General features: G+C 73.1%; 24 protein-coding genes and 1 tRNA gene. 12 read left to right on the top strand and 13 right to left on the bottom strand.

Translation table 11 applies throughout. The features are described 5' to 3' along the window. Nucleotides 1-192: 192 nt before the first annotated feature. From NUT86_RS09740 to NUT86_RS09720, 5 genes are all read left to right on the top strand, one after another. Nucleotides 193-1,182: a hypothetical protein gene (locus NUT86_RS09740; protein WP_274740439.1), complete on the top strand. Its 990-nt coding sequence runs from the start codon at nt 193-195 to the stop codon at nt 1,180-1,182. A gap of 81 nt (nt 1,183-1,263) precedes the next feature. Further along, nucleotides 1,264-2,016, top strand: a complete 753-nt coding sequence (locus tag NUT86_RS09735) for a molybdopterin-dependent oxidoreductase (protein WP_093647881.1) — start codon at nt 1,264-1,266, stop codon at nt 2,014-2,016. After that, entirely contained in the window at nt 2,000-2,641 is a 642-nt protein-coding gene (locus NUT86_RS09730; RefSeq protein ID WP_266450076.1) for a cytochrome b/b6 domain-containing protein, read from the top strand. The genes NUT86_RS09735 and NUT86_RS09730 overlap by 17 nt, the downstream gene beginning before the upstream one ends. A gap of 150 nt (nt 2,642-2,791) precedes the next feature. Beyond that, a complete protein-coding gene (locus tag NUT86_RS09725; RefSeq protein ID WP_274740437.1) occupies nt 2,792-3,358 on the top strand; it encodes a winged helix-turn-helix domain-containing protein in 567 nt (188 codons plus the stop codon). Beyond that, a complete protein-coding gene (locus tag NUT86_RS09720; protein ID WP_274734705.1) occupies nt 3,355-4,674 on the top strand; it encodes an MFS transporter in 1,320 nt (439 codons plus the stop codon). Before NUT86_RS09725 ends, NUT86_RS09720 begins: the two co-directional genes overlap by 4 nt. A 24-nt stretch (nt 4,675-4,698) precedes the next feature. On the opposite strand, the gene NUT86_RS09715 is transcribed toward NUT86_RS09720, so the two are convergent. From NUT86_RS09715 to NUT86_RS09705, 3 genes are all read right to left on the bottom strand, one after another. Then, on the bottom strand, nt 4,699-5,844 hold the full coding sequence (locus NUT86_RS09715; RefSeq protein WP_274734704.1) for a sensor histidine kinase: 1,146 nt from the start codon (nt 5,842-5,844) through the stop codon (nt 4,699-4,701). Then, nucleotides 5,841-6,641, bottom strand: a complete 801-nt coding sequence (locus NUT86_RS09710) for a response regulator transcription factor (RefSeq protein WP_274734703.1) — start codon at nt 6,639-6,641, stop codon at nt 5,841-5,843. Before NUT86_RS09710 ends, NUT86_RS09715 begins: the two co-directional genes overlap by 4 nt. A gap of 155 nt (nt 6,642-6,796) precedes the next feature. Beyond that, a complete protein-coding gene (locus NUT86_RS09705; protein WP_093647872.1) occupies nt 6,797-7,198 on the bottom strand; it encodes a hypothetical protein in 402 nt (133 codons plus the stop codon). Nucleotides 7,199-7,273: 75 nt separating this feature from the next. Here NUT86_RS09705 and NUT86_RS09700 point away from each other — a divergent pair, with 75 nt between their 5' ends. The 3 genes from NUT86_RS09700 to NUT86_RS09690 all read left to right on the top strand — a co-directional run bounded on the left by NUT86_RS09700 (nt 7,274) and on the right by NUT86_RS09690 (nt 12,632). Then, complete coding sequence (locus NUT86_RS09700) at nt 7,274-8,695, top strand: cytochrome P450 (RefSeq protein WP_274734702.1); 1,422 nt, start codon at nt 7,274-7,276, stop codon at nt 8,693-8,695. A gap of 318 nt (nt 8,696-9,013) precedes the next feature. Further along, complete coding sequence (locus NUT86_RS09695; RefSeq protein ID WP_274734701.1) at nt 9,014-10,639, top strand: ABC-F family ATP-binding cassette domain-containing protein; 1,626 nt, start codon at nt 9,014-9,016, stop codon at nt 10,637-10,639. Between the two features lie 130 nt (nt 10,640-10,769). Then, nucleotides 10,770-12,632, top strand: coding sequence for a hypothetical protein (locus NUT86_RS09690; RefSeq protein WP_274734700.1), 1,863 nt, complete (start codon nt 10,770-10,772; stop codon nt 12,630-12,632). Nucleotides 12,633-12,711: 79 nt separating this feature from the next. Here the strand turns inward: NUT86_RS09690 and NUT86_RS09685 are convergent, their stop codons facing one another. The 9 genes from NUT86_RS09685 to NUT86_RS09645 all read right to left on the bottom strand — a co-directional run bounded on the left by NUT86_RS09685 (nt 12,712) and on the right by NUT86_RS09645 (nt 21,884). After that, nucleotides 12,712-13,161 carry an NUDIX hydrolase gene (locus NUT86_RS09685; protein WP_159490060.1) on the bottom strand — a complete coding sequence of 150 codons (450 nt, stop codon included), beginning with the start codon at nt 13,159-13,161 and terminating at the stop codon, nt 12,712-12,714. A gap of 15 nt (nt 13,162-13,176) precedes the next feature. Beyond that, nucleotides 13,177-13,851, bottom strand: coding sequence for an HAD family hydrolase (locus NUT86_RS09680; protein ID WP_159490058.1), 675 nt, complete (start codon nt 13,849-13,851; stop codon nt 13,177-13,179). Nucleotides 13,852-13,957: 106 nt separating this feature from the next. Beyond that, nucleotides 13,958-14,719 carry a Bax inhibitor-1/YccA family protein gene (locus tag NUT86_RS09675; protein WP_018087819.1) on the bottom strand — a complete coding sequence of 254 codons (762 nt, stop codon included), beginning with the start codon at nt 14,717-14,719 and terminating at the stop codon, nt 13,958-13,960. A gap of 75 nt (nt 14,720-14,794) precedes the next feature. Continuing rightward, on the bottom strand, nt 14,795-16,159 hold the full coding sequence (locus NUT86_RS09670) for a hypothetical protein (RefSeq protein WP_266450060.1): 1,365 nt from the start codon (nt 16,157-16,159) through the stop codon (nt 14,795-14,797). A gap of 3 nt (nt 16,160-16,162) precedes the next feature. After that, nucleotides 16,163-18,694 (bottom strand): hypothetical protein, encoded by a 2,532-nt coding sequence (locus tag NUT86_RS09665; RefSeq protein WP_274734699.1) that lies wholly within the window; start codon nt 18,692-18,694, stop codon nt 16,163-16,165. A 16-nt stretch (nt 18,695-18,710) separates the two neighbouring features. After that, on the bottom strand, nt 18,711-20,210 hold the full coding sequence (locus tag NUT86_RS09660; protein ID WP_274734698.1) for a caspase, EACC1-associated type: 1,500 nt from the start codon (nt 20,208-20,210) through the stop codon (nt 18,711-18,713). Between the two features lies 1 nt (nt 20,211). Continuing rightward, nucleotides 20,212-20,616 (bottom strand): effector-associated constant component EACC1, encoded by a 405-nt coding sequence (locus NUT86_RS09655; RefSeq protein WP_266450035.1) that lies wholly within the window; start codon nt 20,614-20,616, stop codon nt 20,212-20,214. A 75-nt stretch (nt 20,617-20,691) separates the two neighbouring features. Beyond that, entirely contained in the window at nt 20,692-21,633 is a 942-nt protein-coding gene (locus tag NUT86_RS09650; protein ID WP_274734697.1) for a pseudouridine synthase, read from the bottom strand. 166 nt (nt 21,634-21,799) lie between these two features. Further along, nucleotides 21,800-21,884, bottom strand: a tRNA-Leu gene (locus tag NUT86_RS09645). A gap of 307 nt (nt 21,885-22,191) precedes the next feature. Between NUT86_RS09645 and NUT86_RS09640 the strand changes: the two genes are divergently transcribed. The 3 genes from NUT86_RS09640 (at nt 22,192) to NUT86_RS09630 (ending at nt 24,872) form a co-directional block, all read left to right on the top strand. After that, nucleotides 22,192-23,517 (top strand): M20/M25/M40 family metallo-hydrolase, encoded by a 1,326-nt coding sequence (locus NUT86_RS09640; protein WP_018087814.1) that lies wholly within the window; start codon nt 22,192-22,194, stop codon nt 23,515-23,517. Between the two features lie 142 nt (nt 23,518-23,659). Next, nucleotides 23,660-23,893, top strand: a complete 234-nt coding sequence (locus NUT86_RS09635; protein WP_018087813.1) for a chaplin — start codon at nt 23,660-23,662, stop codon at nt 23,891-23,893. 172 nt (nt 23,894-24,065) lie between these two features. Continuing rightward, nucleotides 24,066-24,872 carry a chaplin gene (locus tag NUT86_RS09630; RefSeq protein WP_159490037.1) on the top strand — a complete coding sequence of 269 codons (807 nt, stop codon included), beginning with the start codon at nt 24,066-24,068 and terminating at the stop codon, nt 24,870-24,872. An 86-nt stretch (nt 24,873-24,958) separates the two neighbouring features. On the opposite strand, the gene NUT86_RS09625 is transcribed toward NUT86_RS09630, so the two are convergent. Then, nucleotides 24,959-25,147: a DUF5703 family protein gene (locus tag NUT86_RS09625; protein WP_006607658.1), complete on the bottom strand. Its 189-nt coding sequence runs from the start codon at nt 25,145-25,147 to the stop codon at nt 24,959-24,961. 47 nt (nt 25,148-25,194) lie between these two features. On the opposite strand from NUT86_RS09625, the gene NUT86_RS09620 reads away from it, so the two are divergent. Further along, a complete protein-coding gene (locus tag NUT86_RS09620; RefSeq protein ID WP_018087811.1) occupies nt 25,195-25,869 on the top strand; it encodes a hypothetical protein in 675 nt (224 codons plus the stop codon). Nucleotides 25,870-25,904 lie beyond the last annotated feature (35 nt).

Below are 25,904 nucleotides of genomic sequence, written 5' to 3'. Positions count from 1 at the left end.
GATTCAGCCATTCCCCTTCCCGTCTTGACGCGGAGCTCTACGTAGCGCTTTGCTTTGCGTGATGACTGGTGCGGACCAAGCCATCACCCTCTGTAGAGGCGCGCACGGATCCGGTCCCACCCCACTGAGGACGACTCAGGGGGTTGTTCGGGCCGGTGCGGCGCGTCATGGAGCCCCTGACCCGTGATTTCGATTTCCCCTTCCCCAACGCCACCGCCGCCGCTCAGACGCGCTCGCTGTCCGGGCGGCCCGGTCCTCGCCCCGGTCCTCGCCCCGGCCCTGGGCGACGCCCAACTGGCCATCGCCGCCGACGGTTTGGCGCTCGGCCAGTGGGCCCGGGTGCGCAGCCTGCTCACCGAGACCGGTGAGGACTGGGATCTGCGCGGACACCGGTTAACCGTCCTGGCCACCTCGCCCGGCAGCGCCGCCTGGGCCGGCGACTGGTGGCTCGCCGAACCGGACAGCGGTGATGCCGCCACCCTCCTGGCCCTCGCCACCGTCCGGCTCGCCCTGCACGGCGAGAGCAGCACCGAGGACGCGGCCGAGGCCTGTGCCACCGCCGCCCGGATGCTGCCCGAGGACCCCACGCCCTGGCTCGGCGCGCTGATCCTCGCCCGCCGCACCGGCACCCCGGACGCCCGGGACCACGCCTTCCGGCAGATCCGCGCCCGGCACCGCGACCACCACCACGCACACCACCTCATGACGGCCGCCCTGGCCGAACAGCAACCGGCCGCCCGCGACGACCCCCGGCACCCGGCCCATGCCTTCGCCGCCCGCGCCGCGGCCCGCGCCCCCGCCGACTCGCCGCTCGCCCTCCTCCCCGTCGTGGCCCACGCCGAGCGCTACCGCGTACTGGCCGCCGGGGGCCTGGCACCCGCCGACCCGGCGGACTGCGGCCACTGGTCCACCCGGCGCGCCCACCAGATCCTGCAGGACGCCTTCGACTGGTGGCTGGAATGGGGCGGTGAGGACCATCCCCGCGGCAAGGTCGATCTCAACTTCCTCGCCCATGCCACGTTCCACGAGGGGAGGATGGCCGAGGCCGCCGCGCTCTTCCAGCGCATCGGCCCGCACCCCACCCGCGCGCCGTGGTCGTACACGGGCCACGACGCCGACGGCGCGTTCCGGGCCGCACGGGACACCGCCCTCCGCCGGGCCGGGGACACCACCGCCCCCTGACCCCGGTGGCGCTGATGACGAAAGTCTGACGCCGGGGCCCGGAGGCTGGCCCCGGCGGCCGCCCGGTGTTCGAATCGGGGCATGACCAGGGATGCGAAACCGGCCCGTGCGGCGGGCGGCGGCGAGGACGGACAGGGCACCCCCGTGGGCCGCCGGGTGGTGCTCGGCATGCTCGCCGCGGGCGCCGCCGGTGTGGCGACGGCACCCTTCCTGCAGCGCGCCTACGACAGCGCCCTCGGCGCCGCCGCACAGAAGGACCCCACCGGCCTGTCCGGCCTGCTCCCGGGCGGCGGAGGTTTCCGCTACTACTCGGTGACCGGATCCGTACCGGAGAAGGACGCCCGCAGCTACCGCCTCACGGTCGACGGCCTGGTGCGCCACCGCACCAGCTACCGCCTCGCCGACCTGCGCCAACTGCCTCAGACCCGGCTCGTGCGCGATGTCCAGTGCGTCACCGGCTGGCGGGTGCCCGGCACCCCCTTCGAAGGGGTCCGCCTCTCCACCCTGCTCGACGCCGCGGGGGTCCGCCCCGGGGCCGGGGCCGTCCGCTTCACCTGCTTCGACGGCGCCTACAGCGAGTCCCTCACCCTCGAACAGGCCCGCCGCGACGACGTCCTGGTCGCCCTGCGGATGCAGGACAAACCGCTCGCCCATGCGCACGGCGGCCCGGTGCGCCTCTATGTCGCGCCCATGTACTTCTATAAGTCGGCGAAGTGGCTCTCCAAGATCACCGTCACCGGCCGGGTCGAGCCCGGATACTGGGAGGACCGTGGATATGACGTCGACGCCTGGGTCGGCCGGTCGAACGGACGCGACGATGCCCCCACGACCTGACGGCCCCGCCGTGCCGGCCCCCGCGCGCCCCCGCGTCCCCCGCTTCACCCCCGCCGAACACCGGGTGCACCGGGCCACCGCCACGCTGATGGCCGTCTGTGTCCTCACGGCAGGCTGTCTCTACCTTCCCTTCCTGGCCGAACTCGTCGGCCGCCGCGCCCTGATGGTCACCGTCCACGAGTGGTCCGGCATCCTGCTGCCCGTCCCCCTGCTGCTGGGTCTCGGCTCCCGCGCCCTGCGCGCCGACCTCACCCGCCTCAACCGCTACGGCCCGCACGACCGCCAGTGGTTGCGGGCCGCCCTCCGCCGCCGGGGCGGCCGGCCGGCCGGAAAGTTCAACGCCGGCCAGAAGCTCTACGCCGCCTGGATCGCCGGTGCGGTCCTCGTGATGCTCGGCACCGGCCTGTTGATGTGGTTCACCGACCTCGCGCCCCTGGTGTGGCGCACCGGCGCCACCTTCGTCCACGACTGGCTCGCGCTCGCCGTGGTCCTGGTGATCGCCGGCCACATCTGGAAGGCCTTCGGCGACCCCGAGTCCCGCCGCGGTCTGCGCACCGGATCGGTCGACGCCCAATGGGCAAGGCGCGAGCACCCGTTGTGGGACCACGAGAACAACACCCCCTAGCGCGCGGCAGATTGCAGAGGTTCCTCTGCAGAGAACTCTATGCAGAGGACTCTCTGCAACTCTAGGCTGGCATCCATGACTGATGCCCCCGAGCCGAACCCGTCGCTGCCGTCGCCGCCGACGCCGTCCACCGCCCCTCCCGTGCGCCGTATGGACGCCCGCAGTCTGCGCGGGCTGGCGCACCCCTTGCGGATGCGCATCCTGGACCTGCTGACCCTCGACGGCGCGGACACCGCCACCGGACTCGGCCGGCGGCTGGGGGAGAACACCGGCACGGTCAGCTGGCATCTGCGCCACCTCGCCGACCACGGCTTCATCGAGGAGGAGACCGGCCGCGGCACCCGGCGCGAGCGCTGGTGGCGCGCGGTGCGGGCGGCCCGCCGCCTCGACACCAACGACTTCCGCGACGACCCCGACATGCGGGGCGCCCTGTCGGTCTACCTGCACGAAACCGTCCACCAGGGCTTCGACCAGGTCACCACCTACCTCGCCGAGGAGTGGAGCCCCGAATGGCGCGACGCCGGAACCCTCTCCCGCTGGCAGGACCTGCGACTGACACCTGAACAGCTCGCCGCGCTGAACGCGGAGTTGGAGGCAGTGGTCGTCCGGCACCGGGAGGCGGCGGCCCGGGACGGGGCGGCTCCGGAGGCCGAGGAGGCCCGGCCCGTGCTCGTCCAGCTGCACTCCTTCCCGCGCAAGGAACGGGACGAGCGGTGAGCGGACTCCTGCGCCGCCACCGCGATTTCCGGCTGCTGTGGTGCGGGGAGACGGCGGGCAAGTTCGGAGCGGCGGTCAGCAATGTGGCGATGCCGCTGGTGGCGGTCTCCACCCTGCACGCCTCCACCTTCGCGGTCGGGCTGATCAGCGCCTGCGGCTGGCTGCCCTGGCTGCTGATCGGCCTCCCGGTCGGGGTGTGGGTGGACCGGCTGCGCCGCCGCCCGCTGATGCTGGCCGCCGCCGCGCTGTCGATGGTGCTCTTCGCCGCCGTACCGGTCCTGGCCCGGTACGGCGGTCTCGATCTCGGTCTGCTGATCGCCGTGGCCCTGCTGACCGGTGCCGCCGCGGTGCTGTTCCAGACCGCGTACAGCGCCTACCTCCCCACCCTCCTCGCGCCCGCCGACCAGGCCGAGGGCAACGCCAAGCTGCACGGCAGCGCCTCCGCGGCCCAGATCGCCGGACAGGGGGCGAGCGGACTCATCGCCCAACTGGCGGGCGCCGTCAACGGGCTGTTCGCCCACGCCGCCACCTTCCTCGTTGCGCTGCTGTGCCTGCTCGGCATCCGGCACCGCGAACCCCGCCCGGCGTCCCGCGAGGGCACGCCCCGGTCGCTGACCGGGGAGGTCGCCGAGGGGCTGCGACTGGTCGCCGGTGACCGCTGGTTCCGTACGCTGACGCTCTTCGGGGCCGCCTCCAACCTCGCGCTGATGGGGTACCAGTCCCTCACGGCGGTCTTCCTGGTCCGCGAGGTCGGTCTGGCGCCCGGCGCCGTCGGCGGGCTGCTGGCGCTGGCCAGTACGGGCGGTATCGCGGGCGCCTTCGTGGTGCGCCGCACGGCCGGCCGGATCGGCACCGCCCGCGCCATGCTCCTGTTCGAACTCGGCGTCCCCTGTGCGGCGTTGCTCATCCCGCTCACCTCCCCGGGCGCCGGGACGCTGCTCTATGTGGCGGGCAGTTTCGGCGTCTCCGCCGGGGTGGTGGCCGGCAACATCCTCAAGGTGAGCTTCCAGCAGAGCTACTGCCCGCCGCCGCTGCTCGGCCGTCTGGTCGCCAGCAGTTCGTTCCTCAACTACGGCACCCTGCCGCTGGGGGCGCTGCTCGGCGGCGCGCTCGGCTCCGCCCTGGGCGTCCGCACCGCCATGTGGATCATGACCGCCGGGGTGCCGCTGGCCGCCCTGATCCTGCTCTTCTCTCCGGTCCGGACGGTCCGCGAGCTGCCGGTGCGCCCCGCGGAGGGGGAGCGCGGCGAGCCCGGCCCCGGCGCGGCGGAACGGGACGGGGCGGCGGAACGGGACGGGGCGTCGTCGCGCCACTGAGGCAACGCCCGCGCGCCCGTACGCTCACGCCGTCGGCGGCCCCGCCTGCGCCTCCGCCGCCGGCAGTTCCACCTCGAAGCGGCAGCCCGCCCCAGCGTTCCGTACCGTCGCCCGGCCCTCATGGGCCTCCACGATGCCGCGGACGATCGCCAGCCCCAGTCCGGCGCCGCCCTTGCCGTCCGCCCGCGGGGTGCGGGCCGCACCGCCGCGCCAGCCGGTGTCGAAGACCCGCGGCAGATCCTCCGGCGGGATGCCGCCGCAGCTGTCCTCGACCGCGAGCACCACCCGGCCCTCCGCGTGCCGGGCACTGACCGCGACGGTGCCGTCGGCGGGCGTGGCACGGATCGCGTTGACCAGCAGATTGCCCAGGACGCGGGTCATCTGCTGGGCGTCCACCCGCACCGGCAGCGGTACCACCCCGCCGTCCACCAGCCGCACCCCGCTCGCCCGCGCCAGCGGCCCGGCGCCCGCGAGGGCCTCGTCCACCAGGTCGTACACCGACACCCGCGACAGCGTCAGGGCCAGCGCACCGGCCTGGATACGGGACAGTTCGAAGAGGTCGTCGACCATCGCGGCCAGCCGGTCCACCTCGATCCGCATCCGTGCGTGATAGCGCGCGGTGTCCTCGGCGACCCCGTCCTCCAGCGCCTCGGCCATCGCCCGCAGTCCGGCGAGCGGGGTGCGCAGATCGTGCGAGATCCCGGCGATCAGCTCCCGCCGGGAGGCATCCAGCGCCCGCTCCCGCTCCCGCGCCTCGGCGAGCCGTCCGCTGGTCTCCTCCAACGCCTTTGACAGCGCGGCCAGTTCGGCGGTGGGCGGCTCGGCCGGTGCCACGAAACCGCCCTCGCTGCCGACCGTACGGGCGGAGCGCGCCAGCTCCCGGCTGCCCGCCGCGATCCGCCGTCCGAAGAGCAGCGCCGCCGCCAGCGACACCACCCCGGAGACGGCCACCACGGCCATCACCACGCCCAGGTCGTGCCCGGACAGGAACATCGCCTGGGCGACCGCCACCGTGCCCGCCGCCATCGCGGCCACCGCCAGCGCCGCCACCGCGAACAGCGACAGGGCGACCGAGCGCCGCCGCAACGCCCGTACCGCGGGCGCCGCGAGCAGCCCCGCCAGCGCCGCGCCGAGCGCCGCCAGCGCCACGATGACCAGGAAGTCCGTCATGAGAGCGGTCCGTCTCCCCGCAGAGGGCCGTCCTCCGGCGGCGGCTCGTCCCCCACGGCGTCGAAGCGGTAGCCGGCGCCCCAGACCGTCGTCACCAGCCGTGGCGCGGCCGGATCCGCCTCGATCTTCTCGCGCAGCCGCCGCACATGCACCGTCACCGTCGACAGATCGCCGAACTCCCAGCCCCAGACCCGGTGCAGCAGCTCCTCCCGGGAGAAGACCCGCCCGGGGTGGCGCATCAGGAAGACCAGCAGATCGAACTCGCGGGCGGTGAGGGAGAGCGCACGCCCGGCCCGGTCGGCCCGCCGGCCGCCGGGGTCGGCGGTCAGATCCCCGGCCCGCAGGACGGCGGCGGGCGCCGCGGCCGGCGGCGCGGACTCCGCACGGCGCAGCACCGAGCCGATCCGCAGCACCAGCTCCCGCGGGCTGAACGGCTTGGTCACATAGTCGTCCGCGCCCAGCTCCAGGCCGAGGATGCGATCCGCCTCCTCACCGCGCGCCGTCAGCATCACCACCGGAACCGCGGGCCCGTCGCCGCGCCGCAGCCGGCGGCACACCTCCAGGCCGTCGATGCCCGGCAGCATCAGATCGAGCACGACGAGATGCGGACGGAAGTCCGCGGCCCGGTCGAGGGCGGCGAAACCGTCGGCGGCGCGTGCCGTGGTGTAGCCGGCGCGGGAGAGGTAGCCGGTGACGACCTCGGCGACGGTCGGGTCGTCCTCGACCACCAGGACACGGCGCGGCGGCCCGTGGGAGGGGAGGGGCGGAGGCGCGGAGGGCGGTGTGGCGGGGTGCACAGGGTCAGCGTGCCCTTCCCGGGAGGTACGTCATGGCTCAAGCCAACACCACCGCGGGCGGGCGCGGGCGGCCCGGCCCGGGTCCGTAAGACTCCGGTAACCAGTAGCGGTGCCCGGGACGGGCGGCTGCGGGGGCGCGGCGGCGCCCCGGCGCCTCAGCCCTCCAGCCCCTCCCGGACCCGCCGCGACACCGTGAACGCGTACAGGTCGAGCACACCCGGCGGCTCCGCGAGGCCGGGACCGCCGGCGCGGATCCAGGCGGCGATGTCCGCCAGCGCCTCGTCATCGTTGACCAGTCCCAGCCAGACCGGGCGCCCGCCGGCCGCCCGCCCCGCGGCCGACGGCTGGACCACGACCACATTCGCCTGGTCGCAGACGTCCAGGCACTCCGAGGCCCGTACCGGCGCCGCGCCGTCGAGCGCCGCGCGCAGGCGGGGTATTTGCCCGGCGTGGTCGACGCCCGGGATCTTGGCCGCATCGCCGCAGCAGCAGCCGCGGCATACGGTGACCCGGCACGGGGTCGCGGGGGCTGTCCGTCCGGCAGGCTTGTTGATCACCGATTCATGCTACGTGGGCCGCAATGACGCACGACGACGGGATAGAAACCCGGCTCGTGGGGATAGACATCCGGCATGCCCGTGACCGAATTCCACCCTCAGCCCGGCTCCGCACCGGAGCACGCGATACCCGGCCCGGCCGGTCTCCCCGTGCTCGGCTCGATGCTCGACCTCCGTCGCGACTCCCTCAGCACCTTTTTAGGAGCCCAGCGCGCGCACGGCGATGTGGTCCGCCTGGAAGCCGGGCCGCCCGGCCTGCGCAGCGTGTTCCACGCGGTCTTCGCGCCCGAGGGCGTGCAGCAGATCCTCGCCTCCCAGGCCGCCAACTTCCGTAAGGACCACCCGCTCTACGAGGAGGTCCGGCAGGCCTTCGGCAACGGCCTGCTCACCAGCCAGGACGCCGACTACCTCCGACAGCGGCGGCTGGTGCAGCCGCTGTTCACCAAGCGCCGGGTCGACGGCTATGCGTCGGCGGTGACCACCGAGGCCGCCACCCTCGCCGACCGCTGGCGGACCGCGGACGACACCACCGTGGACCTGGTCCCCGAGATGAACCGGCTGGCGCTGCGCACCGTCTCCCGGATCCTCTTCGGTCTGGACGCGGAGGCGGCGGTGGACACCATCCACCGCTGCGCCCCGGTCATCAACGCGTATGTCGTACGGCGCGCTTACGTCCCCGTGAAGATCCCGCGCGAGTGGCCCACCCCCGGGAACCTGCGGGCGCGGGCCGCCACCGACGAGATGAACGCGCTGTGCGACCGGATCGTGGCGGACCGGCGGGCGGCGCGGGGAACGGCCCGCGACGCGGACGGCGAGGGGGAGGACCTGCTGTCGCTCCTCGCCGCGGCCGGCAATGACGAGGACGGTTCCCTGGACGCCACCGAGGTCCGAGAACAGGTCCTGATCTTCCTGCTGGCCGGGCACGAGACCACCGCGACCTCCCTCGCCTTCACCCTCCATCTCCTCGCCCGGCACCCCGAGGAGCAGACGCGGGTCCGGGACGAGATCGACCGCGTCCTGGCCCACCGCACCCCCACGGCCGCCGACCTGGACCGTCTGCCGTATCTGACGCAGGCGCTCAAGGAGTCCATGCGGCTGTATCCGGCGGCGCCGGTCATCAGCCGCCGGGCGGTGGCGGCCACCGGGATCGGTGGTTTCCGCATCCCGGCCGGTGCCGATGTGGTCGTCGCGCCCTGGGTCACCCATCGCAACCCGGACCTGTGGGCGGATCCGGAGCGCTTCGATCCGCGGCGCTTCGCACCGGAGCGGGAGGCGGAGCGGCACCGCTACGCCTGGTTCCCGTTCGGTGGCGGGCCGCGTGCCTGTATCGGGCAGCACTTCTCGATGCTGGAGTCCGTGCTGGCGCTGGCCGTGCTGCTGCGCGCGTACGAACTCGAAGCCGTGGACGAGGAGGTGCCGGTCTCCGCAGGGATCACCCTCCAGGCGACCGGTCCGGCGCGGGTTCGTCTGCGGCCGCGCACCGGGGCGGGGGAGTAGCGCCCGGGGACGCCGTCCGGGAGGAATCTAAACGCAACGAAAAATGCGTTTGCTTTTCGGCGGCGTCCCCCGTACCGTCAACCTCGTTGCTGTTGCCGCCGATCGGAGAAGGCCGTTGCTCGTCTGAGGTCTTGAGACACCGCGCCCGTGAGCGGTGATTCGCCCTGCGCTTCCGGTATCCGGAGCGGCGAATCATGCCTCGCGCGGCCCGTCCGCGACCTCGGCGTACCCGCACGGCGTACCCGACGCACCCGGCGTTCCGACGCGGTGTCTCTTCGCGCATTCCCCACCCCGCTCACCCGCGCTCAGGAGACCCGTATGTCCATGTCCCCCACCTCCGCGTCCGCCGCGTCCATCGTCTGCACCGGCCTCGGCTTCACCTGGCCCGACGGCAGCCCCGTCCTGGAGGACTTCCCCCTGGTCGTCGGCCCCGGCCGCACGGGCCTCATCGGCCTCAACGGTGCAGGAAAATCCACCCTGTTGAAGCTGATCGCGGGCGAACTCACCCCGACTGTGGGGACCGTCAAGGTCGCCGGCGAGATCGGCTACCTCCCCCAGCACGCCCCGCTCGACACCGCCCTGCGGGTCGACGAGGCGCTCGGTATCCACACCGCGCGCGCCGCGCTGCTCGCCATCGAGGGCGGCGACGCGAGCGAGGAGCACTTCACCGCCGTCGGCGACGACTGGGACGTCGAGGAGCGCGCCCGCGCCACCCTCGACCAGCTCGGACTGACCGGTATCGACCTCGACCGCACCATCGGCGAGGTCTCCGGCGGCGAGTCCGTCCTGCTCCGGCTGGCGGCCCTGCTGCTGCGCCGGCCGGACGTCCTGCTGCTCGACGAGCCCACCAACAACCTCGACCGGGCGGCCCGGCAGCGGCTGTACACCGCGGTCGCCGGCTGGTCCGGAGTGCTCGTCGTGGTCAGCCACGACCGTGAACTCCTCGAACGTGTCGACCGGATCGCCGACCTCCGCGATGGCGAGGTCCACTGGTACGGCGGCAACTTCAGCGCCTACGAACGGGCCCTGGCCGTCGAGCAGGACGCGGCCGAGCGGATGCTGCGGGTCGCCGAGGCCGACGTACAGCGCCAGAAGCGCGAACTGGCCGACGCCCACCTCAAGTTGGCCCGCCGGGTCCGCTACGGCAACAAGATGAGCGCCAACAAGCGCGAGCCGAAGATCGTCATGAATGAGCGCAAGAGGGAGGCCCAGGTCTCCGCGGGCAAGCACCGCATCATGCACACCGAACGCCTCAAGGAGGCCAGGGACCGGCTCGACGAGGCCGCCGAAGCGGTCCGGGACGACGACGAGATCCGCATCGATCTGCCGCACACCGCCGTGCCGCCGGGCCGGGGCGTGCTCACCCTGCGCGACCTGCAGGCCCGTTACGGCGGCCGTGCCCATCTGGAGGTGCGCGGCCCCGAACGGATCGCGCTGACCGGCCCCAACGGCTCCGGCAAGACCACCCTGCTGCGGACCGTCGCCGGTGAGATCCCGCCGGCGGCCGGTACGGCGGAGATCCATGTCCCCCACCGTTTCCTCCCCCAGCGGCTGGAGGTGCTCGACCCCGCGCTGACCGTCGTCGAGAACGTCGCCCGCTTCGCCCCGGACGCGACCAACAACCGCATCCGGGCCCGGCTCGCCCGCTTCCTGTTCAAGGGCGCCCGTGCCGACCAGCGGGCGGGCACGCTCTCCGGCGGTGAACGCTTCCGCGCCTCGCTCGCCGCGCTGATGCTGGCCGAACCGGCCCCGCAGCTGCTGCTGCTGGACGAGCCGACGAACAACCTCGACCTGGCGTCGGTCCGGCGGCTGGTCACCGCCCTGGAGTCCTATGAGGGCGCACTGCTCGTCGTCAGCCACGATCTGACGTTCCTCCGGGACCTCGGCATCACCCGCTGGCTGTCGACGGAGGGTGGTGAACTGACCGACATCGCACCGCTGTAGGAGGCGCCGGGCGGGGCGGGCCCCGCTGCCCCGCCCCGTCGTCCGCCCCCGAAAGCCGGTTGCCGGATCCCTTCCCGTGGGTCATGATCCTCCGCATGACCTACAGGAAGGGCGGCCACCGCCCCACCCGATGACCGCGCGGACCCCGGGCCAGGACCCGGTCTCCGCCCCGTCAGCCGCTGACGTCGACCACTCTGCCGCAGTGACCGCGGCGGTCGTCGACGGCTCCGTCCTCACCCCGGGCGCCCCGCTCAGAACCGCCGTCTTCGACGCGGTCCGGGCCGACCGGGACGGCCCGGTCACCCACGAGCTGATCGGACTCACCGGCCACCACCGCCCCGCCGTACGCCGCACCGCGCTCACCCTGCTCACCGAGCTGGCCTTCAACGGCCCGCCGTCATGGCAGGGCCCGATCGAGGCGGCAGCGGCCCGGCTCCACGACCCCGACCCGGACGCCCGCCGGGCCGCCGTCCGCCTCCTCGTACGCGCCGGCGGCACGGACCGGGCCCGTACGGCGTTCGACACCCACCCCGACCCCGCCACCCGCATCGCCCTGGCCGACGCACTGCTGTTCCACCTGCCGCACACCCCCTGCCCGCCCGGGCCGCTGCGCACCGACCCGCTCCCCGGCATCCGCCTGGCCGCCTGTATCGCGGAGCTGAGAGCGGCGCCGGAGGAGGAGTGGGCCGCCCTGGACGCGCAGGCGGTGGCGGAGCTGGCCGCGCTGTCCGACCGGGACGCGGACCGCGCGCGGATCCTCGGCAGCCGCTGGGGCGACGCCCTGTCCCGGCAGGGCCGGGAGCGGCACTGCTACGCCACCGCCACCCGGCTGCTGACCGGCGCGGCGGGCGCCCACGGCCGGCGGGTCGGGGTGCACCTCGCCCGGCGCGCCCTCCAGATCTGGCGGGCCGCCCCCGCCGCCCTGACCCCGCACCTCGCAGCCCTGGTCCGCACCGCACCGCCCGCCCTGCGCGACCTCGCCGTGGACACGCTCTGCGCCTCCCGCACCGCCACCCGCCTCGCCGCCGACGACCTGGCGGCCCTCCTGCCCACCACCCACCACCCCCGCTCCGACACGGCCTGGACGATCACCTACGCCCTGGCCACCGTGGACGACCCGCGCGCCGCCCCGTCCGTGCACGCCCGGCTGGCGTCGGGGACACCACCGGCCGGGGCGGTCGCCGCCGTCCGCGGCCTGCTGCGCTCAGGGACCGCCGATGCCGACCAACTCGCCCCGTTCATCAGGCAGTTGCTCCGCTCCGGCGATTCCCTCTCGGTGCTGACGGCCACCGCGATGAGCGACGACCTCGGCCCCGCGGCGGCGGCCTGCGTCCCCGAACTCATCGAGGCGCTCCGCACCGAGTGCGCCCTGCGTGACGCCCAGGGCACCGAGTGGGCCACCCGCCGCGAGCTCCGCCTCGTCACCGCGCTCGGCCGGATCGGCGCCCCCGCGAGGGCCGCGGTGCCACTGCTCGAACGGCTCACCAGGGAATCCCGGCAGCGCGCCGGCTACCGGGCGCTCGCCCTCTCCCGGATCACCGGCGAACGTCACTTCATCGAGTCCGCCCTGCGCTCCCCGTCGCGGCTGCGGCGGTATGTGCCCGACCGCTCCGCTCTCTTCGAGTGGCTGCTCGACCACGGCGGCCTGACACCGGAGCAGTCCCGTCAGCTGCGGGACCTCGTCTTCACCCTGCCCAGCGGTATGCAGGTGTTCGGTGCGCGGGCCGTATGGCGCAACGAGGGGCCGGCCGCCGCCGGTGAACTGCTCGCCGTACTCCCGCAGTACCTCGACGACGATCTCTTCGGCCCCGTCGCCATGACCACCCTGGCCGCCATGGGGGAGCACGCCCGCCCGGCCCTCCCGCAGCTGCGCGCACTGATCGACCGACGCACCCGGCTCCCGCACCACGCCGGTTCCGACGACGCCGATATGAACGCCGACGAGCAACTCCTCGAAGCCGCCCGGCGGACGGTCGCCGCCGTCACCGCCTAGCCGCGGCCTCCTCCTGCCGCGTCATGACGCGGCAGGAGGAGCTCCCGTCCGCCGGTGGCGGTCCGGGAGCCACCGGCAGTCAGCCCCGGGCCGCGCGGTCCGGCCGGGTCCGGGCGCCCGCGCCGAACAGCCCCAGCGTCTCCCCGCACTGGGAATGCAGCGGCTCCGGCAGCGCGTCCGGGGCGAACCAGTCGAGCGCGTCGAACTTGTGCGGTTCGCCGATCGTCACCCCGTCCGGCGCCACCCGTACGGCGAAGACCACCGCCACCCAGTGCGAGTCGACCGGATCGCCGCGCAGCACATTGCGCACCCCGATCTGCTCGATGCCGAGCGGCCGCACCCCGTACTCCTCGTGCACCTCCCGGGCCACGGCCGCCTCGAAGGTCTCCCCGAACTCCAGCGCGCCGGCGCCGCAGTCCCAGGTCCCCGGCTCGTCCCTGGCCCCGGCGCTCCGCCGGGCCAGCAGCACCCGCCCGGCGCCGTCGTGACACACGAACACACAGGACACCTTGGGTCCCACTGTGGTCATCTCCCCTCACCCCGCTCAGAAGTGGTGCAGCAAGTCGCCGAACGCCGGCAGCCGCAGCACCTTGTCGTCGGCCGGGTCGAGCTCACTGTGCTCCAGGACCCAGGTGTGCTCGTGGGGGATGAACACCGCGTTGAGGCCCGCCGAACGGGCGGGCAGGATGTCCGACTTCGGGGAGTTCCCGATCATCCATGTCGAGTCCGGCACCAGGTCGTAGGCGCGCTTCAGCTGCTCGTAGGTGGCGATGTTCTTCTCCGCCACGATGTGCACACCCCGGAAGTGCCGGGTCAGCCCGGAGGCCGCCACCTTCCGCTCCTGCTCCTCGGTGTCGCCCTTGGTCAGCAGCAGCAGATCGTGCCGCCGGGCCAGCTCGGCCAGGGTCTCGGCCACCCCGGGAATCAGCTCCACCCGGTCCCCGGCGAAGGCCGCCGCCCACCCGGCGATCCGCGCCGACTCCTCGGCCGTCGCGGCCCGCCCGCGCAGCTGCGCCACACACTCCCCGAGGCTGTGCAGAAACACCTTGCTGCCGTATCCGAGCTTCGGCGCGTTCGCCGCTTCGATCGCGTCGAGTACGGCGCGCACCCCGGCCCGGTCGAGTCCGGGGTGGGTCATCCACTCCAGGAACTCGTCGATGACCCGCTCGAAGATCACGTTGTTCTCCCACAACGTGTCATCCGCATCGAAGATCAGCATCCGCCGCACAGCCCTTCTCCCACTCCACCGACCTGCGCACCCTACGCACGCACGGCGGCCGCCCGCACCGGATATTCCGCGGGGAGGGGTGCGCTGGCCCGGAGCCTCACCACCACCGGAGGTACGACAGCAGCCGCAGGATCTCCAGGTAGAGCCAGACCAGGGTCATCGCCAGCCCGAACGCGACGTACCAGGCCCACCGATGGGAGGCACCGGACCGCAGAAAGCGGTTGGCGGCCTCGAACTCCAGCAGGAAGAAGAAGGACGCGGCGGCGATCGCCACCACACTGACGAAGAGGGCCAGGGGGCCGCCGTCCCGCAGGCCGAGGTCCGCGCCGAACCCCCATGACGCGACCAGCTCCGCCAGCAACAGCACCAGCAGCCCGAGCCCCGCGCCGACCGCCCAGCGCGTCACCTTCGCGCTGACCCGCACCACCCGCGTGTGATATGCCGCCAGCGTGCCGGCGAAGATGCAGCCGGTGCCGAGGACGGCCTGGGTGCCGACACCCGGGTGCAGCGCATCGAAGAACTGCGTCGCCTCGCCGAGCACGATCCCCTGAACCGCCGCGAACAGCAGGGCCAGCGCGGCGCTCGGCCGGGGCCGCAGGGACAGGAAGATCCCGAGACCCAGCCCGGCGAACAGGGCGGGCAGGGCGAGGAATCCGACGTCCAGGAAGACGGTGAGGAAGGCGCTCGCCACCAGGACACCGAAGACGGCCAGGGTCTTGACGACGATGTCGTCGAGGGTGATCGGACGGTCCGTGGCGGCTGCCGGGGACGCACCGCCGGAGGTGCCCGGGCCGGCCGGTGACACCGCACCGTCCAGCGTCAGCAGATTACGGATCGCAGGGTTGCTCGTCGTGGGCACCGGCCCTCCCGGAGGGATCGAAGGGGGTGAACAACTCCGTGTTGTCCCAGGATAGTTGGGGAATCGGGGAATGGGTCAGTCCACCTCGACGACCTGCCGTGACCCCGGAACACTTGCCCGCAGCGCCTGTGTCACGTCCGGCACCGTGGGAAACACGCTGTCCGCGCCGGACGGTGCCGCGTACGGCAGCGCCGTGTTCAGGTGATCGCGCCATGGCGCGGGCACGGCGATCGGCTGGCGGACACCGGTCAACACCATGCACTGGACCGCCTCGGCGCCATGGAGGTGCAGCGCGGACCGTAACCGTCCCGGCAGGCCAAGGCGTTGGGGCACCGCGGTGTTCAGCAGCCGTTCGCCCAGGCTCTCGCCCTGCCCGGCGAGATCGCTGCCGTGCAGCTGGTGGACGGTGTCGCGGACGGCCGGGTACTGCTCCGGTGTCACGCCCCGGCAGCGCAGCACGACCACGGGGTGCGCCTTCCCCTCCACCTCGCAGGCGATGTCGAACGACATCCGCCGCTTGAGGAAGCCGTAGCGGACCTCGTTGATCACCTGCAGGGCCTCGTCGGGCTTCGGTTTGCCGGTCTCCGGCGGCGGTTGGCTGTGCAGGCCCTTGAGCTGCTCGCCGACCGTCACGGAGCCGGTGAACAACCGCCGCATGCCCACGGCCACCGCCTGCTGCTCGTACAGCTCCAGCCACGCGGGCAGCCGGCTGACGCTGGTGAGATCGGGCGCCAGCCGCGCGGCCTCCTCGGCATGCTCCAGCGCGTCCCCGCGCAGCTGCTCGCTGAGCAGCCCGATCCGCCGGCGCAGCTCGATCAGCGCCAGCGCGTCGAACTGCGCCGCCCGGTCCGCGTCCTGCCGCCCGCCGACGCCCTCCAGCACCCCCGCCAGGATCTGCGTCGGGGCGGCGTCGGCGGACCACTCGCGCCGCCGGGCCAGCTCGGTCAGCCGGTCTCCCGCGTACGGGGTCAGCCAGGCCCGTTCCTCGACGAAGCCACCCCAGTCACGGGACTCCAGACCGTGCCGGGCGGCGAGCCGCGGCAGCCGGGCCAGCAGCGCCAGCAGCAGCAACTCGGCGTCGTCGACACCGTCCTGGTGCGGTCCCGTCTCGCGCAGCGCCTGCGCGAGCTGATGCGCGTCGAAGAGCGTGGCGAACACATCGGACTGCGGGCACCGGAGCAGCTCCGCCAGCAGCGGCTGGGCGGCGGGGCCGACCAGCAGATGCAGATGCCGCCCGGTGAACACGGCCGGCAGCTCCGGCGGGGTGAAGGCGGCCCGGATACGGGCGGCCAGCTCCGCCAGCCGGCTCTCGGCCGCACCGAACCGGTCGATCCGGTGCAGCAGATCCTGTGCGGCGAAATTCCCCAGCGCCTCCTCCGCCGCCGCCATCGCACGGTCCGAGGTCCGCACCATCCACACGACGTACAGCTCGTTGTCCATGCCCTACCTCCCCGCCACCCGGCCGTAACGCGGCGGTTCCTGCCCGGAGAGGACCTCGAAGAGCTCCTCGGCCGCACCACGCGAACCCCCGACGTACGGCCCCAGCAGAATCTCCTCCAGCGCCCGGCCCAGCTTGGCCAGCGCCGCGTCGACGGCTTCCTGGTGCTCGGCCAGCTCCTCTCCCGCCTCGTCCAGCTGCCGGGCCAGCCGGGCGTTCTCCACCGCGCGCCGGAAGAGCCACACCGCGTACTCCCGCTCGGGGCTCACCTTGTTCAGCTGATCCCCCTTGCAGCTCGCCCGCGCCCGTGGCAGGCCCTGGAACAGCCGCCGGATGCCCTTGTCGAGACCGGCCTCCGGCAGGGTCTCCAGCCAGGCCCGGGTGAACTCCTCGTCCGCGCTGCCCGCTTCGTCCAGGGCCCGCAGCGCGGCATCGGGAGTTCCGGGCATCTGATGCCCGAGCAGACCGGGGATCTCACGGGACTCCAGCCGGGCGGCGCGGCACTCCACGATCGCCCGCAGCAGCCAGACGCGGGCCTGCCACTGCGGTGCGGTGTGGATGCCGTCCAGGCACTCCCGGGCGGTGAGGAACGCCTCGTTGCGCATCGCTGTCAGCGCCCGGTCCATCCCCTCGCCGAGCGAGGTGTGCCGCTCGGCGGTCCGCAGCGCCACCTCGATCGCGTCCTCCTCGCCGGCGGCGGGCCCGGCCGGCTGGAGGGCCTCGATCATGCGGCGGGCGATCCCCTCCGGCTGCGCCCGCAGCGCCTCCAGGAACCGGCGGCTGAACTCCTCCTCGACCCGGGGCCTTTCGGCCAGTTCGACGAGGTTGTCCCAGAGCGCCTCAGCGGCCGGCCCGGTGGCATCGGCGGGGGCCGGCGCGGCGTGGTCGGTGGCGTCGCGCACCACCATCACGGCGCGCTCGGCGTCGGCGAGCACCGCGGACCGGGCGGGGTCCACCAGCGTGTACGGATGGCTGAACAGCAGCGCAGGGTCCTCGCCGGCCGGCGGCAGATAGCGGCTGATCAGCACCGAGTGCGGGGTGAACACGTCCTCCGGTGCGATGCCGTGCCGGCGCAGCGCGCACCGCCACTCGAAGCGGAGCATCGGCGCGACCTCCTTGCACCAGGCACGGAAGGCCCGTTCGGTGGCGGGGCTCTCGTCCGGGACGACGCCCCGTAAGGCGGCGTCGAGGAACCGCCCGGCGGCCACCTGCCGCGCCGGTGCGTGCGGCCGGTGCACCGCCGTCTCCAGCTGCTCGACCAGCTCGCCCATGCGGCGGGCCCACTTCTCCCGCATCGAGATCAGCTGCGGCACATTGACCTTGTAGTACTGCTCGGTCTCCCGCTCCTCGGGCTCGGTGAGCCGGATGGTCCGGCCGGTCGGCTCGTCGAACCGCTCCACCAGCAGCACCGTCGCCGGCCACAGCGCCCGCCGCTCCGCCGTGTTCGCCCGGTTGAAGGCCTCCAGATCGGCGGTGAGCTGCTCGATCTCCGTCTTCAGCTGGTCCAGGCGCAGCCGTGCGTCCATGGTCAGCCGCTGCGACAGCACCCGCTGGTGGGCCTGCTCGACCCGTACATAGGCATCCGTGGTGAACAGGTCCGGGCTGAACTCCACCCCCAGGCTCGCCCCGTGCCCCCTGACCGTCCGCAGATACGGCTGAAGGGACACCGGCCCGCCGTCCTCCGCGCGCGGGGCACGGAGGAACGCCCGGTCCGTCTCGCCCGCCGCCCGGTCCGCCAGCGCCCGCAGCCCCTGGGCGTACGTCACCAGGTCCGCGTACGCGATGTCCACGACCTCCACCAGGCCGGTCTCCTCCGCCAGCGACCGCAGCAGCCCGACGAAGTCGCGCAGCGCACCGCGGGCCGTCGACGCCGCGCCGTCCGCCACCGTCACCGACCGTGCACGGAACACCGACGGGATGTCGGGCGAGGCCTGGGTGCCGGACAGCCCGGCCGTCACCCGGATCAGCCCGACGCCGATGTGGTCCCCGACGAAGTCCCCGCTGTCCGGGTCGCTCAGACCGTTGACCCGCAGACAGGTCGTCAGCGCCGCCTGCACCACCTGCTGCCGGATCTCCGGGATCCCCTCGCCGACCACCAGCACTTCCACCGGGCCCTGCTCGTCCCCCGCCACCCACGCCCGCGGCAGCGAGGAGGGGAGCGCCGCGCGCACCTGCGGCGCGAGCGCGGCCTTCGGTCCCCAGGCGGGCGGCGCGGGGAACAGCGGCCCGCACTCCGCCGCCTCCACGGCCCGCCGGGCGCACTGTGCGATCGGGCCGCCCTCCGGGCCGGGATCACCGCCGGGGACCTCCAGCCCCAGCGCCCTGGCGTGCAGCAGCAGCGCGAGGTCGTCCTCGGCGTTGCCGAACAGCGGCTCGTCCGGGGACATCCGGACCCAGTACTGCCACAACCTCTTCACCAGGCGCTTCGGCACGGCCGGCCGGCTCTCCCGGAACCGCTGCCCGACCCGTTCGGCCTCGTCCGCGGTCCAGCTGTACGGCAACCGCTGCAGCACCTCGTCGACGGCGTCCCCCCGCATGGGTCTCCTCTCGTCGTCACATGTCGCCGGCGCACCGGAATCCGACGTTCCCGCGGCACTCGACCGGTGACCGTGGCGACAGTTGCTCCCGCAGCCGCGCCGCGGGGGTGTCGAAGGCCCCGCCGCGCAACACCGGCGCCCCCCTGTCGTCCACGCAGATGTCCCAGACGTTACCGAGCAGATCGCCGATGTTGTACGGGTTCGGTGGGAATTCCCCGACCGGGGTCAACGCGCCATGACTGCCGCGGAAGTTGACCCGGCCCGCCGCGAGGTCCTCGCGCCACCACTCCCCGGTCCGCCCGGCCCGCGCCGCCAGCGCCCACTCTGCCGCGGTCGGCAGCCGCAGCGGTACGCCCATCCGGCGGCCCGCCCAGGCCAGGTAGGCACGGGCCGCGGAGAAGCTCACCGCGACCACCGGGTGGTCCTCGCGCCCCGCAGGACAGTCCGGACCGCTCCAGCCCTCCAGGTAGTTGTCGTCCACGTCCGTGCCCGCCGCCCGCGCGGCCGCCGGGAGCCAGCGCCCGTTCTCCGGATCGCGGAGGAAGGCACGGAACTGCGCATGGGTCACCGGATACCGGCCCAGCCGCACCGTCAGCGTCTCCGTGAGCGCCACCGGGACCAGCTGCGGCCAGCCGGCCTCCGGCCCGCCGTCCGGCCGCCGCACCCGCGCCGGGGGTGCCACACGGCCGCCCGACGCCGCGGCCCCCTCGGCCGTCGTACGCGCCGCAACCCGTGGCGCGGCGTCCTCGTCCACCCGTTGCGCGGCCGCCGCCCCGGCGCGATTGCGGAACAGACAGATCTCCCCGGCGGTCTGACGGGTGCTCTGCTGCGGCAGCGGCCGGGACTTCGCGGTGAGCGCCGCGGTCAGCTCCTCGAAGAGCGCCGACATGCTCAGCGGATCGGACCGCCCCGGCACCCCGGCCTCGACGAGACGGATCAGCTCCCCGGTGAACGCGGTGTACGTCTCTCCCGGCGGGGCCAGTGCCTGACGCGTCGCGGCGGTGGCGGTGAGCACACAGGCGCCCTCGACGGCGACCGCGGGCGCGACATCCGGCCCCCGCATCAGGCCGTCCAGCGCCAGACCGCTCCAGCAGCAGTCCAGAATCACCACTTTCCGCCGGGCCGTGGGCCGCCCGCCCGACGGGTGGAGCAGGACCGACCGCAGCTCCTCGTACCGCAGTGCCGTGTACGACGGGCCCGAGCGCGACCAGGGCAGTGCGAGGTGGAGCTCTCCCGAATGCGGGTCGACCAGACCGTGACCCGCGTAGTACACCACCACGGTGTCGCTCGCCCCGGCGGTGGCGTCCTCCACCGCCTTCAGGATCGCCTCCCGCGACGCCTGCCGCAGTACGGTGCACCGCTCGCCGTCCAGCCCCCAGACCGCCGGGTCCCCGCACAGCTCCCGCAGCCGGCCGACGTTGTTCGCCACCGCCGGAATGTCGTCCAGCTCCGTATAGGCATGGGTGCCGATCAGAACGGCGCGCGAGCGGGACGGGTCGGACAGCGCTCCCGCCAACTCACTGGTCCCGCCTGCTGGGCCGGTCGGCCGGCGCCCCGCCGCTCCCGGCCTCCGGGGCGTCACCCTCGCCGAGCGCCCGCAGCACCCGTGCGACGGCCTCGGGGTCCCCGCTGTCGACCGTCACCCGGACATCCCCGCGGGTGAGGTGTACGCGGTCGCGGCGCGGCCGGGTGCTGCGCCAGCTCGCCACCGCCACCACCAGCGACGCCAGCTGCACCCCGCTGTCGAACACCGCCTCGATGGCCTCCAGCACCGGCCCCATGGGCCCAGGCGCCGCCGCGCGCCGCACCGGCGACAGCCCGGCCCCGGCCCGCACCTCGGGATCGGCGCTCAGCCACGTGAACAGTGACTGCGCCCCCTCACCGGCCTCCGAGTCCCGCTCGACCTCGATCCGTACCCGCACCGCCGCCCCCGCCGCCGTCCGTGAACCCCGTCAGAGCGGTCAGCATAAGCGGCGCCCCGCACCCCGGTCTCACGATCACGCGATCGGGCCGTCGGCCCACTCCGCCAGCCGCAGCCCGCTCTCGAACCGCCGCGCGCGGCCGTCCACCGGATCGGTGAACTCCAGGACCTTCGCGAGCAGTTGCAGCGGCGCGGTGAAGTCGTCCGGGGCCGGGTCCCCGACCACCGGATAGACCGGATCGTGGAGGATCGGCAGCCCGAGGCCGTTCATATGGACCCTCAGCTGATGGGTGCGGCCGGTCGCGGGCAGCAGCCGGTACCGCCCGAGCCCGCCCCGCCGCTCGACCAGCTCGATCCGGCTCTCCGCATTGGCCGCACCGGCCTCCTCGCGCGCGGCCATCACCCCGCGCTCCTTCACGATCCGGCTGCGCACGGTCACCGGCAGTGCCACCGCCCCGTCGTACGGCGCCACCGCCTCGTACTCCTTGCGCACCCGCCGTCCGCTGAACAGATTCTGGTACGCGCCCCGGTCCTCGGGCCGTACGACGAACAGCGCCAGCCCCGCCGTCAGCCGGTCGAGCCGGTGCGCGGGCTGCAGCGCGGGCAGCCCGAGATCCCGCCGCAGCCGCGCCAGCGCGGTCTCGGTGATGTGCCGCCCGCGCGGCGTGGTGGCGAGGAAGTGCGGTTTGTCGGCGATCACGATCCGCTCGTCCCGGTGGACGATCCCCACCTCGAACGGCACCGGCACCTCCGGCGCGAAGTCCCGGTGGAACCACACATACCGCCCGGCCGCATACGGCTCGCCCCCGCTCAGCGCCCCGTCCGCCCCGACGAACCGCCCCGCGCCCAGCATGGCGTCCACCCGTCCGGCCCCGATCGCCCCCTGGAACCGGTCGACCAGATGGTCCCGGACCGTGCCCCACACCCCCTCCGGATCGGCGGGCAGCCGCACCCGTACGGGATCGATCCCGTCACGCTGGGGGAGCGGGGCGGGGGGAAGGGAGGATCGGCGTCTCACCCGGCAAGAGAACCTCAGCCCGGCCGTGGCCTCAAGTCGGCACGGGAAGCGAGCGGGCGCGGACCCGGCGTTCTGCCTGGCCGCCGCGGGCCGGGCGCGGGCCGGGGTGCAAAACGATCAGAGCCCGCCCCGGCCGAGAGGTCGGTGCGGGCTCTGATGAGCAAAGTGTCCGAGGGGGGACTTGAACCCCCACGCCCGATAAAGGGCACTAGCACCTCAAGCTAGCGCGTCTGCCATTCCGCCACCCGGACAAGGTGTCTGCCGGTGCGGCCTGGGCCGTTCCGACGTGGAAAACAATAGCAAACATCCGAGGGTGGTCGATCACCCGCACATGTGGCCGGATGCGGGCCTGTGACCAGGGCATGTCGGGAGTATTGCGGCCTTGGGCCCAGCGGGCGACGGGTGGAGGATGGCAGGAGACCCCGCCGCGGGCCGCGCTCCTCCGGGCGCACCATGCGGCCGTGAACACAGAGGAGGCACTGTGATCGAGCTCCGCGAGCGAACCAGGGAAGGGTGCGAGCCCCGCGAATGCGGAGCCGAGCGAAACGAGGTTCCGGCATGAGTGAGTCGCAGCCGCCGCGCACGGTCACCGGTGAGGACGAGGTGGTCGACCTGTGCCGGGACCTGATCAGGATGGACACCAGCAACTACGGCGACCACTCGGGCCCGGGTGAGCGGGCCGCCGCCGAGTACGTCGCGGAGAAGCTGGCCGAGGTCGGCCTGGAGCCGCAGATCTTCGAGTCCCACAAGGGCCGTGCCTCGACCGTCGCCCGGATCGAGGGCGAGGACCGCTCGCGGCCCGGGCTGCTGATCCACGGCCACACCGACGTCGTCCCGGCCAACGCCGACGACTGGACCCACCACCCCTTCTCCGGCGAGATCGCCGACGGCTGCCTCTGGGGCCGCGGCGCGGTCGACATGAAGGACATGGACGCGATGACGCTGGCGGTCGTCCGCGACCGGCTGCGCACCGGACGCAAGCCCCCGCGCGACATCGTCCTGGCGTTCCTCGCGGACGAGGAGGCGGGCGGCACCTACGGCGCGCGCTACCTCGTCGACCACCATCCGCACCTCTTCGAGGGGGTCACGGAGGCGATCAGCGAGGTCGGCGGCTTCTCCTTCACCGTCAACGAGCAGGTGCGGCTCTATCTCATCGAGACGGCCCAGAAGGGCATGCACTGGATGAAGCTGACCGTGGACGGCAGCGCCGGACACGGTTCGATGATCCACAAGGACAACGCCATCACCGAACTGTCCGAGGCCGTCGGGCGGTTGGGCCGGCACGAGTTCCCGGTGCGGGTGACGAAGACCCTGCGGTCCTTCCTCGACCAGCTCGGGGACGCCCTGGGCACCGAGCTCGACCCGGAGGACATGGACGCCACGCTGGCGAAGCTCGGCGGCATCGCCAAGCTGATCGGCGCCTCGCTCAAGAACACCGCCAACCCCACGCAGCTGGGCGCCGGTTACAAGGTCAATGTCATCCCGGGCCAGGCCACCGCGCATGTCGACGGCCGGTTCCTGCCGGGCTACGAGGAGGAGTTCCTGGCCGACCTGGACCGGATCCTGGGCCCGCGGGTCAAGCGCGAGGACGTCCATGCGGACAAGGCGCTGGAGACCACCTTCGACGGTGCGCTGGTCGACGCCATGCAGTCGGCGCTGCAGGCCGAGGACCCCATCGCGCGGGCGGTGCCGTACATGCTCTCCGCCGGTACGGACGCCAAGTCCTTCGACGATCTCGGGATCCGCGGATTCGGCTTCGCCCCGCTGAAGCTGCCGCCGGAGCTGGATTTCGCGGGGATGTTCCACGGTGTGGATGAGCGAGTGCCGGTGGACGGACTGAAGTTCGGGGTGCGGGTGCTCGATCGGTTCATCGAACAGAGCTGAATTCGGCGCGGATTTCCTGCCTTTCGCGCCGGCTTCGCTGAAAAGAGTGAACACATCAATGTGTTCGTAGCTTGAACGGCATTTTCCTCGTTGCAGTCAGTGCGGTCCGCGGCTGGGATCGTATTGGCTACAAGGAGGAATAATGATCAAGAAGGTCGTCGCTGCTGCGGCAGTCGCTGGTGGTGTCGTACTCGCCGGTGCGGGCCTGGCCGTTGCCGACTCGGGTGCCCAGGGTGCGGCCCAGAACTCCCCGGGTGTGGTGTCCGGCAACTCCATTCAGGTTCCGGTCCAGGTCCCGGTGAACGCGTGCAACAACACGATCTCCGTGATCGGGCTGCTGAACCCCACCTTCGGTGCCGGCTGCGTCAACAAGTGACCTTCTGACGTCCTTTGGCGTTGTATTTACACCCGTAAGGGTCCGACTCGGCTCGGCGCCGGAGGCGTGCCATGCAATCCGGAGCCGCTGAGTATTTCGGCGGGCGGGTGGATCTTTCCGAAGACCACCACTCGTCCGTATTCCTGTAAGGCACTAGGCAGGGGAACAACCTATGAGACAGGTCGCACGAAAGGGCCTGATCACCGCGGCCGCAGCCAGTGGCGTACTCGCCATGGCCGCCGGCTACGCACACGCCGACGCGGGAGCCGCCGGAGGCGCGGCGCATTCGCCGGGCGTGGGATCCGGCAACAATGTTCAGGTACCGGTCCATGTGCCGGTGAACGCCTGCGGCAACACCGTCAATGTCGTCGGGCTGCTGAACCCCTCGTTCGGCAACCGCTGCGCCAACGATGGCGGTGGCAGGCACCACGGTGGTCAGCACCACCAGGGCGGGCACACGGGCTCCGGCGCCGCCGGCAGCACCTCGAACTCGCCCGGTGTCGTGTCGGGCAACAATGTCCAGGCTCCGGTCGACGTACCGGTGAACGCCTGCGGCAACCAGGTCTCGGGAGGCGGGCTGCTCAACCCGTCCTTCGGCAACCACTGCGCCAACGGGTCGTCGACGACCCCGGCGAGGCCGCACCACCCGGGCAAGCCGCACGAGCCCGGCAAGCCGCACGAGCCCGGCAAGCCCCACCACCCGGGTAAGCCGCACGAGCCGAGCAAGCCGCACCACCCGGGTAAGCCGCACCACCCCGGCAAGCCCCACCAGCCGGGCACGCCGGGTCAGCAGACCCCGCACAAGCCGGGTACGAAGCCGCAGACCGGGGGGCCCAGCCAGCAGGTGACGCCCTCCAAGCCCGTCGGGCACCTCGCGCAGACCGGTGCGGGGTCGATCGGCTACGCGGTTCCGGCCAGCGCCGGGCTGCTGCTCGGTGGCGCCTTGATCTACCGCAAGGCGCGCGCCGTCCGCCGGTGACCAGCAGCAGATAGCCCACCGGCAGATCACCGAGCGGGCCCCGTCGAGACGGGGCCCGCTCTGCTGTGTTCAGACCCCGGTGGCGCTCACCACGTGGCGCGGAGCTGGCGGATGATCCGGCGGCGCAGCCGCACCTTACGGCTCCCGTCGGGGTTCAGACGCAGGCGGTCCAACTCCCAGTGTCCGTACTCGGCATGGTCGGTCAGCAGGCGTGTGGCAGCCTTCCGGGAGACTCCCCGTGGCACATACACATCGCAGAATTCGTATTCCGGCATCGCATCTATTGTGCGGGACCGGCCCCGGTACGGATAGCGTCTGCACTATGTCTGATGCTGCGCAGCCTTCCGCTGCCGAGGTACGTGCCGCCGCCGAGGCGGTCAAAGCCGCGCTGGACCGTCACCTCGACGCGGTCGAACGCCGCTCGGGGCAGGATGATCCGGCCGTGTACGCCGCGTTCGACGAGCTCGCCGCGGCGGCTGAGGTCTATGACGAGCTGCTCTACGACACCTACGACGAGGTCACCCCCTTCGAGATCCCCGGAAACGAGGCGCTGCCCGCTTACGCGGGCCCGGAAGAGCCGAGTGCGCTGAGCGTGCTGATCCGGCGCGACTACACCGTCGCCGCACCGCAGCGGCTGCTGCATCAGGCACAGCGCATCGCCGATCTCGATCCGGACGCCGCCGACGAGGCGGCGGGGCCCGCCGCCGATGCCGCCGCGGTCGTCGGCACCAGCGTGCATGCGGCGCTCGGTGTGCTCTTCGGGGAGTTCGAACCGGACGAGATCGCCTCCCGGCACAAGGAGTTCGGCCTGGAGGAGGGCGATTCCACGCTGTGGGTGGCGGCCGCCGACGAGCCGGCCGAGCCGGGGGAGTGGCTGTCCGCACCGTTCGACCAGGCGGATCCCCAGCGGGTGGTGTGCCGCTTCGACGTCAGCGCGGTCTTCGACGAGGAACTGGGCGAGGACGACCTGATGGAGCCCCTCGACCGCGAACGGTGAGGGCGGGGCCAGGATGCCGTGTGCCGCACCGGCGC

Source organism: Streptomyces sp. G7(2002), assembly GCF_028870195.1.
GTDB lineage: Bacteria > Actinomycetota > Actinomycetes > Streptomycetales > Streptomycetaceae > Streptomyces > Streptomyces nigrescens.
The sequence above is the reverse complement of the archived record's forward strand: the minus strand, read 5'-3'. Positions and strand labels throughout refer to the sequence as shown.